The organism is Rhodoferax potami (assembly GCF_032193765.1).
Lineage (GTDB): Bacteria > Pseudomonadota > Gammaproteobacteria > Burkholderiales > Burkholderiaceae_C > Allorhodoferax > Allorhodoferax potami.
In genome coordinates, this window is the sequence record NZ_JAVBIJ010000001.1 from 16,219 (window position 1) to 29,323 (window position 13,105).

A 13,105-nucleotide genomic window follows, 5' to 3' on the forward strand; every position below is an offset into this window, starting at 1 on the left:
GGGGCGTGTTTTTCTCTTTCTTCGGGCGTTAACCCGGAGATTTCCCAGTGAACGCACCCGACAAGCTTGCCCAGTTCATCCGCCTCACGCGCGAACCGCTTCCCGCTTCCACCAAACGTTATCTGCAAGGCAGCCGCCCTGACATTCAGGTGCCTCTGCGCGAAATCATGCAGAGCAATGGCGAGGCCATCACGGTGTATGACACCTCCGGCCCCTACACCGACCCGCGTGCCCACATCGATGTGCGCTCCGGCTTGCCGCTGGTGCGTGAGCAGTGGATTGCCGGTCGTGGTGACACCGAGTTGTACGAAGGCCGCAAGCCCTTTGCGCTGGACGATGGCCTGAAGAACGGCGAGACCGATGCACTGGCCGCCTTGCGCGCCCAAGCAGCAGGCTTGCAGCGCCAGCCGCGTCGGGCCAAAAGTGGCGCCAACGTCACCCAGATGCACTACGCCCGCAAGGGCATCGTCACCCCCGAGATGGAATATGTCGCCCTGCGTGAGAACCAGAACCTGGAGTGGCAAGCGCAATACCTGAGCAACGCAGACCGCGAGAAGCGTTTGGCCGGCAACAGCTTCGGTGCCAGCATCCCGAAGATTGTGACGCCCGAGTTCGTGCGGGATGAAGTGGCCCGCGGCCGCGCCATCATTCCCGCCAACATCAACCACACCGAGCTGGAGCCCATGGCCATTGGGCGCAACTTCCTGGTGAAGATCAACGCCAACATCGGCAACTCGGCGGTCACGTCCAGCATCGAAGAGGAAGTGGAAAAACTGGTCTGGTCCATTCGCTGGGGTGCCGACACTGTGATGGACTTGTCCACCGGCAAAAACATCCACACCACGCGCGACTGGATCGTGCGCAACAGCCCGGTGCCCATCGGTACCGTGCCGATTTATCAGGCGCTGGAAAAGGCGGGCGGCATTGCCGAAGACCTGACCTGGGCGATCTTCCGCGACACATTGATCGAGCAAGCCGAGCAGGGCGTGGACTACTTCACGGTGCATGCCGGCGTGCGCCTGCCCTTCATCCACCTGACCGCCAACCGGGTGACCGGCATCGTCTCCCGCGGTGGCTCCATCATGGCCAAGTGGTGTATTGCCCACCACAAAGAGAACTTTCTGTACACGCACTTCGATGAGATGACGGAGATCATGCGCGCGTATGACGTGAGCTACTCGCTGGGCGATGGCCTGCGTCCGGGCTCTGGTGCCGATGCGAATGACGAAGCCCAATTCGCTGAGTTGCACACCCTGGGTGAACTGACGCACAAGGCCTGGCAGCAAGACGTGCAGGTCATGATTGAAGGCCCCGGCCACGTGCCCATGCACATGGTGCAGGCCAACATGACCGAGCAGCTCAAGCACTGCGGCGAAGCCCCGTTCTACACCCTCGGGCCGCTGACGACCGACATTGCGCCGGGCTACGACCACATCACCAGTGGCATCGGTGCCGCCATGATTGGCTGGTTCGGCACCGCGATGCTCTGCTACGTCACGCCCAAGGAGCACCTGGGTTTGCCCGACCGCGAAGACGTGAAGACCGGCATCATCACCTACAAGATTGCCGCCCACGTGGCCGATGTGGCCAAGGGTCACCCGGGTGTGCGGGCGCGGGACGATGCATTGTCCAAAGCGCGCTTCGAGTTCCGCTGGATGGACCAATTCAACCTCTCGCTGGACCCCGACACCGCCAAGCAGTTCCACGACGAAACCCTGCCTGCCGAAGGTGCCAAGGTGGCGCATTTCTGCTCGATGTGCGGCCCCAAGTTCTGCAGCATGAAGATCACCCAGGAGGTGCGTGACTACGCCAAGAACCTGGGCGTGAGCGAGGAGCAGGCCCTGCAATCGGGCATGGACGTGATGTCGGGCGAGTTCAAAAAGGTGGGCGGGGAGATCTACATCCCCATCAACCCAGTACAGACTGCCACCGACGACACCAAGGCCTGACCATGGCGCTGCGCATAGGCATTGCCGGCGCGGGAGTGCTCGGCCGGCTGCTGGCGTTCACGCTCAGCCGCGCGGGCCACGACGTGCAGGTGTTTGACCCGGCGTTGGGCCCCGGCCCGCGTGCGGAGTCCGGCTCGCAGGCTGCGGGCTGGACGGCGGCTGGCATGCTGAGCCCGGTGGCCGAGCTGGAGCGCGCCGGCAGCGAAGTGTTTGCGCTGGGCGTGCGCTCTTGCCAGCTCTGGCCGCAGATCGTGCAGGCGCTCTCCGAGCCGGTGGCCTTGCACATGCAGGGCAGCCTGCTGCTGGCGCACCGCAGCGATGCGGGCGCGGCCCAGCGTGTGGTCGGGCTCTTGCAGGCCAAGGCCGATGCGCCGTACCAACCGCAGTCTTTGACGCCGGATTCGCTGCACGCGCTGGAGCCCTCCATTCGGGGACCGGCGCTGGCTTGGTTGCTGCCCAGTGAGGGGCAGATACACCCCGTGCAGGCCCTGCAGGCGCTGGCCGCACAAGCCACGGTGCAAGGTGTGCAGTGGCATTGGGGCAGCACCGTCACGGCGGTGGATGCAGGCGCGATCCATGCCAGCGAAGCACAACATCGCTTCGACCACGTCTTCGACGTACGCGGCGTGGGCGCCAAGCCTGCAATGCCTGTGCGTGGTGTGCGTGGCGAGGTGTTCTGGTTGCACGCCCCCGGCGTGCCACTCCACCGACCGGTGCGCCTGCTGCATCCGCGCCACTCGATTTATATGGTGCCCCGCCCCGGGGATGTGATCGTGGTGGGTGCGAGCGAGATCGAAAGCGAAGACCGCTCGCCCGTGTCCCTGCGCAGCACGCTGGAGCTGCTAAGTGCTGCACATAGCGTGATGCCCGCACTCGCCGAGGCGCGTCTGATTCAAACAGAGACCAACCTGCGCCCCGCGTTGCCCGACAACCTGCCGACCATCCGCCACAGCGCAGGCACCACCGAAATCAACGGACTCTTCCGCCACGGCTGGCTCATCGCCCCGGCACTGGTGGAGCAGGCATTGCAAGAGCTCAAGCTATGACCACCACAGACACCGAGCCAACGACCATCACCATCACGGTGAATGGCACCCCGGAATCCACAAGCGCTAGAACCCTACAAGCCTGGGTAGACGCCCGCGGAGTGCTCCCGGCAGCGCTAGCCACCGCCGTCAACGGCAACTTCGTACCCCGCAGCCAGCGCGCCCAGCAGCCGCTGGCAGAGGGCGACACCATCCTCACCTTTCAACCCATCGAAGGCGGTTGACCCATGACTACACACACAATAGACGAAGCGGCTGAGCAAAGTACTGCCGAGCAAAAGTTGGATGGTCGCGAGCGTTCAACCGCCACACCCAGAGACTTGGCGGCAGTGTGTTCTGCGCAGGTTAAGGAGGAGCCCGCGCAGCGGGCGGGGGACACGGAGCAGAGCACGCTGCAGCCAAGTCGCCTCGAAGAAGCAAGCGAATGGCACATAGGCGGCCGCACATTGACCAGCCGCTTCTTCCTGGGCACCGCAGCCTACCCCTCCCCCCAAATACTGCAGGACGCCATCCAAGCCTCAGGCGCTCAAGTCGTCACCATGGGCCTGCGCCGCCAACTCGCCCACGGGGGAGAGGCCGGCGACTTCTTCGCCCTCATCAAAGCCACAGGCGCCCACCTGCTCCCCAACACCGCGGGCTGCCACACCGCCCGCGAAGCCATCACCCTGGCGCACATGGCCCGCGAGCTGTTTGAGACACCGTGGATCAAACTCGAAGTCGTGGGCGACGCCCACACCCTCCAGCCTGACCCCTTCGAGCTGCTGACCGCCGCCACCCAGCTGGTGAAAGACGGCTTTGAAGTGTTCCCGTATTGCATGGACGACCTGGTGAGCTGCCAGCGCCTGCTGGATGCCGGCTGCAGCATCCTCATGCCCTGGGGCGCGCCCATAGGCTCGGGGCAGGGGCTGGTCAACCCCGGCGCGCTGCGCACCCTGCGGGCCCGCCTGCTCGGCGTGCCACTCATCGTCGATGCCGGCATCGGCTCGCCGGCAGATGCGGTGCAGGCCATGGAACTGGGGCTGGATGCGGTGCTGCTCAACAGTGCTGTGGCCCATGCGGTAGACCCGGTGCGCATGGCCCGCGCGTTCAAGCTCGGTATCGAATCCGGCCGCCTCGCTTATGAAGCCGGCGTCATGCCCCGCCAGGACATGGCGGTGGCATCTACCCCGGTCGCGGGTCACCCCATTTTGTTGTGAGATTGCTATGAAAAATGAAGCTACTCGCGCAATGCCTATGAGGGCTAGAAGCACTTTTAGTACTGAATTCGCCCGCGCACCTGCCGGCCAACACCCCGTGGTCTGGAGCATTGCCGGCTCCGACTCCGGCGCCGGCGCCGGCTTGCAGGCGGACCTGAAAGCTTTGCAGGCATTCGGCGTGCACGGCTGCACGGCTGTGGCCGCCATCACTGCGCAAAACTCAGTGGCGGTCACCCGGGTGGAGCCGGTCAGCGCCGATCTGCTGGACGCGCAACTGGCCGCACTTGCCCAAGACATGCTGCCGCAGGCCATCAAGACCGGCTTGCTCGGCAGTGTGGACAACCTGCGCGTGGTCTGCCGGTGGGTGGACCGGCTGCGTGCCGAAGGCCATGCGGTCGCCCTGGTGGTAGACCCTGTGTTGGGCTCCACCACGGGAACCCACTTTGTTGACGACGCCTTACTCGACGCCTATTGCCGCCAGCTATTGCCCCGCGCCACCTTGATTACGCCCAATCGCGCCGAGGCCTTGCGCTTGCTCCACGCCGGCGAGCCGAGCCACCCCTTGCAGGCCGCGGCTGCGCCTGCGCTGGCGCAAGCTCTGCAAGCCCGCTGGCGTATGGGCACGCGGGAGTGGGCGCCGTCTGATGCAACGGTAGTGCAGGACTGTTTTTCTGTGGTCATCACCGGCGGGGATGAGGTGCAGGCGGATGGCCTGGCCTGTGATTGGTTGCAAAGCCCGCAAGCCACGGGCTGGCTCAGCTTGCCTCGGGTGAGCACCGCCCACCATCACGGCACCGGCTGTACCTTTGCCTCTACCGCCGCGGCCGCCTTGGCCAGTGGCTACTGTGTGGCCGACGCAGTGGTCTTGGCCAAAATGGCCACCACCCATGCGCTTCGCCACGCGTATCCGGCAGGGCAGGGCGCCGGCCCGGTGAACCCGCAGCCGGACTTTGCGCAGCACATCGCCAACTTGCCCGCGTTCACACTGCCCGGTGCTACCGCCCCGGCGGTAGATAACGCAGCACCGCATTTCGCAGCGCTCAGTCATCCGGCGCTGGGTGTGTACGCGGTGGTGGACAGCGCCGCATGGGTCGAGCGGGTGGTGGCAGCTGGCATCCGCACCGTGCAACTTCGCATCAAAGACCCTGCCGACCCGACGCTTGCGGCGCACATCCAGGCGTCGGTGGCGGTGGCCAGCGCCACACCCGGCACCCAACTCTTCATCAACGACCATTGGCAACTCGCCCTGCAGCATGGCGCTTATGGCGTGCATCTGGGTCAGGAAGACTTGGCACAGGTGGACTTGCAGGCTCTGAGAAACGCCGGAGTGCGCATCGGCCTGAGCACCCACAGCTACTGGGAAGTCGCCCGCGCGTGGGCGCTGCGGCCCAGCTATATCGCCTGTGGCCCCATCTTTGCCACGCAAAGCAAAGACATGCCGTGGATCCCCCAAGGCTTGGACAACCTGCGTTACTGGTCCGGTGTGTTGCCTTTGCCGGTGGTGGGTATTGCGGGCATTGATGCCGGCAATGTGGCAAAGGTGGCTGCCACAGGTGCAGCCAGTGCCGCGGTGATTTCGGCGATCACGAAGGCAGGCGACCCGGAGGCGGCTTGCGCTGCTTTGTTGTCCGGCTGGGCGACTAACCCGCCGGCTTGAGCGTGACCGCGAGGTAGTTTTTCTCGCCCTCATGTTGCACCAGCAGGGCGACCAAACCTTGGGCCTGGGCTAGGAGCGCGCGGGCTTGCTCTACCGAGGTCACCGGCACTTCGTTGATAGCGAGCAGGATGTCGCCGGGGGTGAGGCCAGCCTTCCCGGCATCGGGTTGGACGGCTTCAATCATCAGGCCGTGACGGGCGTCCGCCGCGCGCAGCTCTACCGGTAACAAGGGTCGTACCGCTACGCCGAGTTGGGGAATCAAGGGCACTTGCGGCTGGCCTTTGGCGGGGGCGGCAGTGCGCTGGGCGGGGTCGTCCATCGTGGCGCGGGCCTGCACCGCACGGCCTCCGCGCAGGGCATCCACCACCACTTGCTGGCCGGGCACCGCCATGGCGATCCACAGCGGCAGGTCGCTGCCGGATTGGATGGGGTGGCCATCTACCGCCACGATCACATCGCCGAACTGCAGGCCGGCCTTGGCGGCGGCACTGTCCGGGCGGACGTCTGAAATCAGGGCGCCCATGGGGCGCGGCAGCTTGAAGGCATCGGCCAGCGCTTGCGTGACCTCTTGTACTGAGACGCCCAGCACCCCGTGCGAGGCGTGGCCCGTGGCCACAATCTGCCGCGCCACCGATTGCGCAAGGTCGATCGGGATGGCAAAGCTCAAGCCCTGGTAGCCGCCGCTGCGGGTGTAGATCTGCGAGTTAATGCCCACCACCTCGCCTGCGGCGTTGAACAGCGGCCCGCCCGAGTTGCCGGGGTTGACGGCTGCATCGGTCTGAATAAAGGGCACGGTGTAGTCGTCGGGCAAGGTGCGACCCTTGGCGCTCACCACGCCGGTGGTGACCGTGTTGTCCAGGCCGAAGGGCGAGCCAATCGCCAGCACCCATTCGCCCACGCTGAGGTTGGCGGGTTGGCCGATGGCAACCACCGGAAGGCCTGCCGCTTCAATTTTGAGCACGGCCACATCGGTCTTGGCATCGCTGCCCAGGACTTTGGCCTTGAATTCGCGCCGGTCGGTCAGCTTCACGGTGACCTCGCTGGCATGGGCAATCACATGGGCGTTGGTCAACACCAGCCCGTCAGCGCTCACGATGAAGCCCGAGCCTTTGGCATTCACCGGAATCTGCATGCTCGCGCCGCTGGCACCGAATTGCTCTTGGAATCTGCGCAAAAACAGCTGGGTCGGGTCGTCGTTGTCGGCGCCTTTGGTGTTGCCCGCCCCGTCTTTGCCATCGGCGGTGACCAGCCGGGTACCGCTGGTGCTGATGTTGACGACCGCCGGGCCGTAGCGCTGCACGATCTGGGCAAAGTCCGGGGTGCCCAAATTACGGATGACGCTGGTCGGGGCAGCTGGCGCGAGCGGTGCAGGCGCTGTTTGTGCCTGGGCGCCGACCCACACACAGGCGCTTGCGCACAGCAGTGCGGCCAGCCGCGTGAGGCGGTGGTGCCGGCGTGGCAATGTGGGCACAGAGTGGGGCGCAGCGGCCGGGGTGGCGGGTGATAAGCGGGCATCATGGGTCATGCCGTCATGGTGCACGCCCCGCATGAAGACGTGTGAGCCCGGGGTGAAGCTGCGGTAAAGATTTTCTGCCACAATTGACGTTTACGTAAACGTCAATCTAGGGTTGGCGTTGTGCCATCCACCTGACCCCGAGGAAGACCATGCCAGAAACCGTTGTGATCGTCAGCGCTGCCCGCACCCCCATGGGTGGCTTTCAGGGCGACTTCGCTTCTCTTGCCGCCCACGACTTGGGTGGTGCCGCTATTCAAGCTGCTGTGGAGCGCGCCGGTATCAGCCCCGAGTTGGTGACCGAAGTTATCTTCGGCAACTGCCTGATGGCCGGCCAGGGCCAGGCACCTGCGCGCCAGGCGGCTTTCAAGGGCGGCCTGCCCAAGAGCGCCGGTGCGGTGACCCTGAGCAAGATGTGCGGCTCCGGCATGCGCGCGGCCATGTTCGCCCACGACATGCTGCTGGCCGGCAGCCACGATGTGCTGGTGGCGGGTGGCATGGAGAGCATGACCAACGCGCCCCACCTGCTGCTCAAGGGCCGCAGCGGCATCCGTATCGGCCACGACCGCGTGATGGACCACATGATGCTCGACGGCCTGGAAGACGCCTACGAGGCCGGCCGCTCCATGGGCACCTTCGGTGAAGACTGCGCTGCCAAATACAGCTTTACCCGCGAACAACAAGACAATTTCGCCACGGCCAGCGTGCAGCGTGCGCAAGCAGCTATCAAATCAGGAGCGTTTGAGGCGGAAATCACCCCGGTAACGGTCAAAACCCGCGCCGGCGAAGTGCAGGTCAGCATCGACGAAGGCCCCGGTAAGATCAAGCTGGACAAGATTCCTACCCTCAAAGCGGCCTTCAAAAAAGACGGCACCATCACCGCCGCCAGCAGCAGTTCCATCAACGACGGCGCAGCCGCCATGGTGCTGATGCGCGAGGGCACCGCCAAAGACCTCGGTTGCAAGCCGCTGGCCAAAATCGTGGCCCACACCACCCATGCCCAGGAGCCCAACTGGTTTGCCACGGCGCCGGTGGGCGCCACCCAGAAGGTGCTGGCCAAAGCCGGCTGGAAGGTGGAAGACGTGGACCTGTGGGAAATCAACGAAGCGTTTGCCGTGGTTCCCATGGCTTTGATGGCTGAGCTGAACATTCCGCACGACAAGGTGAACGTCAACGGCGGCGCCTGCGCGCTGGGTCACCCGATCGGCGCATCCGGCGCGCGCATCATGGTCACGCTGATTCACGCGTTGAAAGCCCGGGGCCTTACAAAGGGCGTAGCCACCTTGTGTATTGGTGGCGGTGAGGCGACTGCGGTCGCCCTGGAGCTGCTGTAAACCGGGCGGGCTGCGGACCCAGCTTCTGAAATACTAGCGACCTTCACTATTTTCAGGATATCCATGCAGCCCACCCCCGAGATCGCCAGCTTCTGGCGCGAATTCGCAGTCCAGGAAGCCGCGTTCTTTCAACTCCCGCCGGCCGAGCGTGTGGAGCAAATCAACGCACTCGCCAGCCCATACCTGCACGGTGTGACGCTGGAGGTGCTGGGCGCCCCCGATGCCACCCGGCTGGAGTTGGTGCTGACCGCCCATGGCCACATTGAGTTTTTCCCCTTGTTGTCCCAGATCGCGGGTGCTGCGCCGGCGTTGGCACATTTCGGGGTGACTGCCTTCAGGGCACGCAGCCCGGAACCCGATTTTTCGATCCAGATGGACGGGCTGGAGCTCTCGACCTCGGAGGTAATGGTCGCCTTGGAGCAAGACGACGGCCGTGTGGCCCTCGAGCTCCATTTCAAGCCCGAGGTGTCCGAGGCCCTGGCGGAGCAGGCCCGGCACATGGCCTTCATCATGCTCGACCATGTGTTGGGTGAGTACGATTTTGCGGTCAAGGTCGGGGCCATCGACTTTGTGACCCCGGCGTCTGATGCCCCGGTCTCCTGGACGCCCTTGAGCGCACTCGCACAGGTGTTCGACACCTATTGGGTGGAGACCTTGGGCCGCACCGGCATTTTCCCGACCGGCGAGGCGCATTGGGAAGGCATGGAGCTCCAGTTCAATTGCGCGGTCGATGATTCCGGCAATGAGATCGAGCTCGACGACTTTGCCTGGGGTGACGACGACACCGCCACCGAGGACACCTCTGACGCGCAAGAAGCCGGCTTTGTGGCGGTGAACCTGAGTGCAGATGCCGTTGCCATGCGCGCCGACCTGGCCACCGCATGGACCCTGGACCTGCCGGCGGCAGACGAGGGCGCCCAAGCTCGGGCCCAAGCCCTGCAAGACCAGGCCGGCATGCTGCTGCAGCAAATGCACCAAGGCCTGATGGTGCTGACCCTGAGCAAAGAAGGCCGCCGGCAAGCGCTCTACTACGTGGTCGACGAGGCCTTGGCGCGCCAGACGCTGGCCCCCCTGTTGGCGCGACCCGAAGCCGCGGATGCTGAGATCAAGGCCAGCTTCGATCCCGCGTGGTCGGGCTATTTTGAATACGCGGGCTATCTGGCCTGAACGCGGGGCACCACCACCATGAAGACCATTTTGATTGTGGGCGCCTCACGCGGCATTGGCCTGGAGCTGGTGCGCCAGTACCTGGAGGCGGGCGAGCGCGTCATTGCCACCGCGCGCGATGCGGCGGGGCTGGAGCGGCTGCGCGACCTGGGTGCGCAGGCCATGAAACTGGATGTGACCAACCCGGCCAGCGTCAGCGGCCTGAGCTGGCAGCTGGACGGTGAAAAGATCGACCGGGCCTATTACGTGGCCGGTGTCTTCAGCGCGGACGATGCCAAGTCGCCCCCCACGCAGCAAGCGTTTGACGCGATGATGCACGCCAATGTGCTGGGCGCCATGCAGGCCTTGCCGCAGGTGGCACCCTGGGTCGAGGAGGCGCGGGGCCAGTTTGTGTTTATCACCAGCGACTTCGGGCAAATTGGCGGCGTCGAGAGCAGCCGCGCCTGGGTGTATCACGTGAGCAAGGCCGCATTGAACATGGCCGTAGTGGCAGCGCAGCCCGACTACCCGAATGCGCAGTTTCTGCTGATCCACCCCGGCTGGGTGCGAACCGATATGGGCACGCCCGATGCCCCCTTGCTGCCTGAAGAGAGTGTGGCCGCCATTCGCGCAACCGTGGCCGCGCGCACCACCCGAAGCACCGGATTTTCCAGCCGCGACGTGCCCTACCTGCGCTGGGATGGAACGCCGTTTTCCAGCTGGTAAGTCCAACACCAACACAACGACCCGAGAGACATCCCCATGCTGCTGACCCAAGACCAGGAAATGATCCGTGACGCCGTGCGCGACTTTGCCCAAGCCGAGCTCTGGCCCAACGCCGCCAAGTGGGACAAAGAGCACACCTTCCCCAAAGCGGCGCACCAAGGCCTGGCCGCGCTGGGCGCCTACGGCATTTGCGTGCCTGAAGAGTTAGGCGGCGCGGGGCTGGACTACGTGACCCTGGCTTTGGTGTTGGAAGAAATTGCCGCGGGCGACGGCGGCACCAGCACGGTGATCAGCGTCACTAACTGCCCGGTCAACGCCATCCTGATGAAGTTCGGCAACGCGCAGCAAAAAAAGCAGTGGCTGGAGCCCCTGGCCCAAGGCCAGATGCTAGGCGCCTTTTGTCTGACTGAGCCGCATGTGGGCAGCGATGCCTCCAGCCTGCGCACCACGGCGGTTAAAGAGGGCGATGAATACGTCATCAACGGCGTCAAACAGTTCATCACCAGTGGTAAGAACGGCGATGTGGCCATCGTCATCGCGGTGACCGACAAGGCGGCCGGCAAGAAGGGCATGAGCGCCTTCCTGGTGCCCACCAATGCGCCGGGCTATGTGGTCGCGCGGCTGGAGGACAAGCTCGGCCAACACAGCAGCGATACCGCCCAGATCAACTTCGACAACTGCCGCATTCCCGCAGAGAACCTGATCGGCAAAGAAGGCGAGGGCTATGGCATCGCCCTCGGCGGGCTGGAGGGCGGGCGCATCGGCATTGCCGCGCAAAGCGTGGGTATGGCCCGCAGCGCACTCGATGTGGCGATTGCCTATGCCAAAGACCGCCAGAGCTTCGGCCAGCCCATCTTCAACCACCAGGCCGTCGGCTTCCGTTTGGCGGACTGCGCCACCCAGCTGGAAGCGGCGCGGCAACTTATCTGGCATGCCGCTGCTTTGCGCGATGCCGGCCGCCCCTGCCTGAAAGAAGCCGCCATGGCCAAACTCTTTGCCAGCGAAATGGCGGAGAAGGTGTGCAGCGCCGCCATCCAAACCCTGGGCGGTTACGGCTATGTAAGCGACTTTCCTGTGGAGCGCATTTACCGCGACGTGCGTGTGTGCCAGATTTATGAAGGCACCAGCGACGTGCAGAAGATCATCATTCAGCGCGCACTGGCTTGAGTTCCATGGCGCACGAACTGCCTGCCGGCGTCACCGTCTTTGAGCGGGGCTGGCTGTCCAGCAACAACATCCTGATCCAGGGTGAGGGCGGCACCGCGCTCATCGATAGCGGCTACTGCACCCATGTTGATCAGACGCTCGCGCTGGTGGACTCGGCGTTGCAAGGCCAGCCACTGGACCTGCTGCTCAACACCCATTTGCACAGCGACCACTGCGGGGGCAACGCCGCGCTGCAGGCGCGCTACCCCGCGCTGCAAACCTACATTCCACCGGGCCACGCCGACTATGTGCGCGTGTGGGACGCCCATGCCCTGAGCTACACACCCACCGGCCAGCAGTGCCCGCGCTTCCATTTGAATGCCACGTTGCAACCGGGCACCGAGATGCTGTTGGGCGACCTGCGGTGGCAGGTACATGCAGCACCGGGGCACGACCCGCATTCGGTCATCCTGTTTGAGCCGCGAAGCCGCACCTTGGTGTCGGCAGACGCCCTGTGGGAAAAAGGCTTTGGCGTGGTGTTCCCCGAACTCGATGGCGATGACGCGTTCGACGAAGTCGCCGCCACGCTGGATGTGATCGAGCGGTTGAACCCGGCCACCGTCATTCCCGGCCATGGCGCCCCGTTCACAGATGCCCCACAGGCCATTGCCTACGCCCGCCAGCGCCTCAATGGCTTTGTGCAAAACCCGGCCAAGCACCTGCAGTACGCAGCCAAGGTGTTGCTCAAGTTCAAGCTGCTCGAAGCCCGCCACTTGCCCCTGCCCGCGCTCATCGAATGGGCCCGCAACACCAGCTATTTCAACCACACCTTTGAGAAGCACTTTGCTGGCGCCACTTTGGAAGAGGCCACTCGGCAACTGGTGCACGACCTGGTGCGCTCCGGCGCGGCAACGTTGCAAGATGGCGTGGTATTTGACGCCTGACCCTGAAGGAGACTCCCATGCCCATTACCAAAGGATCCCGCGCACTGGTCGACGAAGCCATGGCGCAGGTCACCACCTACAGCGTGGCCGAGGTGCAAGCCCGCCTGCAAGACCCGGCTGTGCAAATCGTGGATATCCGCGATATCCGTGAGCTGAACGACGGCACTGTGGTGGGCGCCTTTCATGCGCCGCGCGGCATGCTGGAGTTCTGGGTGGATCCCGAGTCGCCGTACCACAAGCCCTTGTTTGCCGACGAGTCCAAAGAGTTCATCTTGTTTTGCGGTGCGGGCTGGCGCAGTGCGTTGGCTGCCAAAGCCTTGCAGGACATGGGCATGAGCAATGTGGCCCACATCGATGGCGGCTGGGGCGAATGGGTGAAGGCAGGCGCGCCCACAGAAACCCTGGAAGCGCAAAAGGCGCGCCGCCAAGCCAAGGGCTGATGTCATCT

At 64.5% G+C, this 13,105-nt stretch carries 12 protein-coding genes; 11 read left to right on the forward strand and 1 reads right to left on the reverse strand.

Translation table 11 applies throughout. The features are described from left to right. Positions 1–47: 47 nt before the first annotated feature. Genes thiC through RAE21_RS00095 form a run of 5 tightly spaced genes read left to right on the forward strand, consistent with a single transcriptional unit; the run spans position 48 to position 5,848 of the window. The gene (thiC, locus tag RAE21_RS00075) at positions 48–1,949 is read left to right on the forward strand and encodes a phosphomethylpyrimidine synthase ThiC (RefSeq protein ID WP_313879570.1); all 1,902 of its coding nucleotides are present in this window, start codon (positions 48–50) and stop codon (positions 1,947–1,949) included. A gap of 2 nt (positions 1,950–1,951) precedes the next feature. After that, positions 1,952–2,995 carry an FAD-dependent oxidoreductase gene (locus RAE21_RS00080; RefSeq protein ID WP_313879571.1) on the forward strand — a complete coding sequence of 348 codons (1,044 nt, stop codon included), beginning with the start codon at positions 1,952–1,954 and terminating at the stop codon, positions 2,993–2,995. Further along, entirely contained in the window at positions 2,992–3,219 is a 228-nt protein-coding gene (gene thiS, locus RAE21_RS00085) for a sulfur carrier protein ThiS (protein WP_313879572.1), read from the forward strand. Before RAE21_RS00080 ends, thiS begins: the two co-directional genes overlap by 4 nt. A 3-nt stretch (positions 3,220–3,222) precedes the next feature. Next, the gene (locus RAE21_RS00090) at positions 3,223–4,191 is read left to right on the forward strand and encodes a thiazole synthase (RefSeq protein ID WP_313879573.1); all 969 of its coding nucleotides are present in this window, start codon (positions 3,223–3,225) and stop codon (positions 4,189–4,191) included. 37 nt (positions 4,192–4,228) lie between these two features. Then, the gene (locus tag RAE21_RS00095; protein ID WP_313879574.1) at positions 4,229–5,848 is read left to right on the forward strand and encodes a bifunctional hydroxymethylpyrimidine kinase/phosphomethylpyrimidine kinase; all 1,620 of its coding nucleotides are present in this window, start codon (positions 4,229–4,231) and stop codon (positions 5,846–5,848) included. On the opposite strand, the gene RAE21_RS00100 is transcribed toward RAE21_RS00095, so the two are convergent. Further along, positions 5,832–7,445, reverse strand: coding sequence for a Do family serine endopeptidase (locus RAE21_RS00100; protein ID WP_313879575.1), 1,614 nt, complete (start codon positions 7,443–7,445; stop codon positions 5,832–5,834). The two genes, RAE21_RS00095 and RAE21_RS00100, sit on opposite strands and share 17 nt — an antisense overlap. 68 nt (positions 7,446–7,513) lie before the next feature. Between RAE21_RS00100 and RAE21_RS00105 the strand changes: the two genes are divergently transcribed. From RAE21_RS00105 to RAE21_RS00130, 6 genes are all read left to right on the forward strand, one after another. After that, positions 7,514–8,695, forward strand: coding sequence for an acetyl-CoA C-acyltransferase (locus tag RAE21_RS00105; protein WP_313879576.1), 1,182 nt, complete (start codon positions 7,514–7,516; stop codon positions 8,693–8,695). Positions 8,696–8,758: 63 nt separating this feature from the next. Then, positions 8,759–9,862, forward strand: a complete 1,104-nt coding sequence (locus RAE21_RS00110; protein ID WP_313879577.1) for a DUF695 domain-containing protein — start codon at positions 8,759–8,761, stop codon at positions 9,860–9,862. An 18-nt stretch (positions 9,863–9,880) separates the two neighbouring features. Then, on the forward strand, positions 9,881–10,567 hold the full coding sequence (locus RAE21_RS00115) for an SDR family oxidoreductase (RefSeq protein ID WP_313879578.1): 687 nt from the start codon (positions 9,881–9,883) through the stop codon (positions 10,565–10,567). Between the two features lie 36 nt (positions 10,568–10,603). After that, a complete protein-coding gene (locus RAE21_RS00120) occupies positions 10,604–11,734 on the forward strand; it encodes an acyl-CoA dehydrogenase family protein (protein WP_313879579.1) in 1,131 nt (376 codons plus the stop codon). A 5-nt stretch (positions 11,735–11,739) separates the two neighbouring features. Further along, positions 11,740–12,657, forward strand: coding sequence for an MBL fold metallo-hydrolase (locus RAE21_RS00125; protein ID WP_313879580.1), 918 nt, complete (start codon positions 11,740–11,742; stop codon positions 12,655–12,657). Between the two features lie 17 nt (positions 12,658–12,674). Then, entirely contained in the window at positions 12,675–13,097 is a 423-nt protein-coding gene (locus RAE21_RS00130) for a rhodanese-like domain-containing protein (RefSeq protein ID WP_313874118.1), read from the forward strand. Positions 13,098–13,105 lie beyond the last annotated feature (8 nt).

What these genes read in the sequence shown, in the direction of transcription:
- RAE21_RS00115 (WP_313879578.1), top strand. Translation starts at nt 9,881, where the DNA reads ATGAAGACCATTTTGATTGTGGGCGCCTCACGCGGCATTGGCCTGGAG.
- RAE21_RS00080 (WP_313879571.1), top strand. Translation starts at nt 1,952, where the DNA reads ATGGCGCTGCGCATAGGCATTGCCGGCGCGGGAGTGCTCGGCCGGCTG.
- RAE21_RS00125 (WP_313879580.1), top strand. Translation starts at nt 11,740, where the DNA reads ATGGCGCACGAACTGCCTGCCGGCGTCACCGTCTTTGAGCGGGGCTGG.
- thiS (WP_313879572.1), top strand. Translation starts at nt 2,992, where the DNA reads ATGACCACCACAGACACCGAGCCAACGACCATCACCATCACGGTGAAT.
- RAE21_RS00120 (WP_313879579.1), top strand. Translation starts at nt 10,604, where the DNA reads ATGCTGCTGACCCAAGACCAGGAAATGATCCGTGACGCCGTGCGCGAC.
- RAE21_RS00090 (WP_313879573.1), top strand. Translation starts at nt 3,223, where the DNA reads ATGACTACACACACAATAGACGAAGCGGCTGAGCAAAGTACTGCCGAG.
- RAE21_RS00130 (WP_313874118.1), top strand. Translation starts at nt 12,675, where the DNA reads ATGCCCATTACCAAAGGATCCCGCGCACTGGTCGACGAAGCCATGGCG.
- RAE21_RS00095 (WP_313879574.1), top strand. Translation starts at nt 4,229, where the DNA reads ATGAGGGCTAGAAGCACTTTTAGTACTGAATTCGCCCGCGCACCTGCC.
- RAE21_RS00105 (WP_313879576.1), top strand. Translation starts at nt 7,514, where the DNA reads ATGCCAGAAACCGTTGTGATCGTCAGCGCTGCCCGCACCCCCATGGGT.
- RAE21_RS00110 (WP_313879577.1), top strand. Translation starts at nt 8,759, where the DNA reads ATGCAGCCCACCCCCGAGATCGCCAGCTTCTGGCGCGAATTCGCAGTC.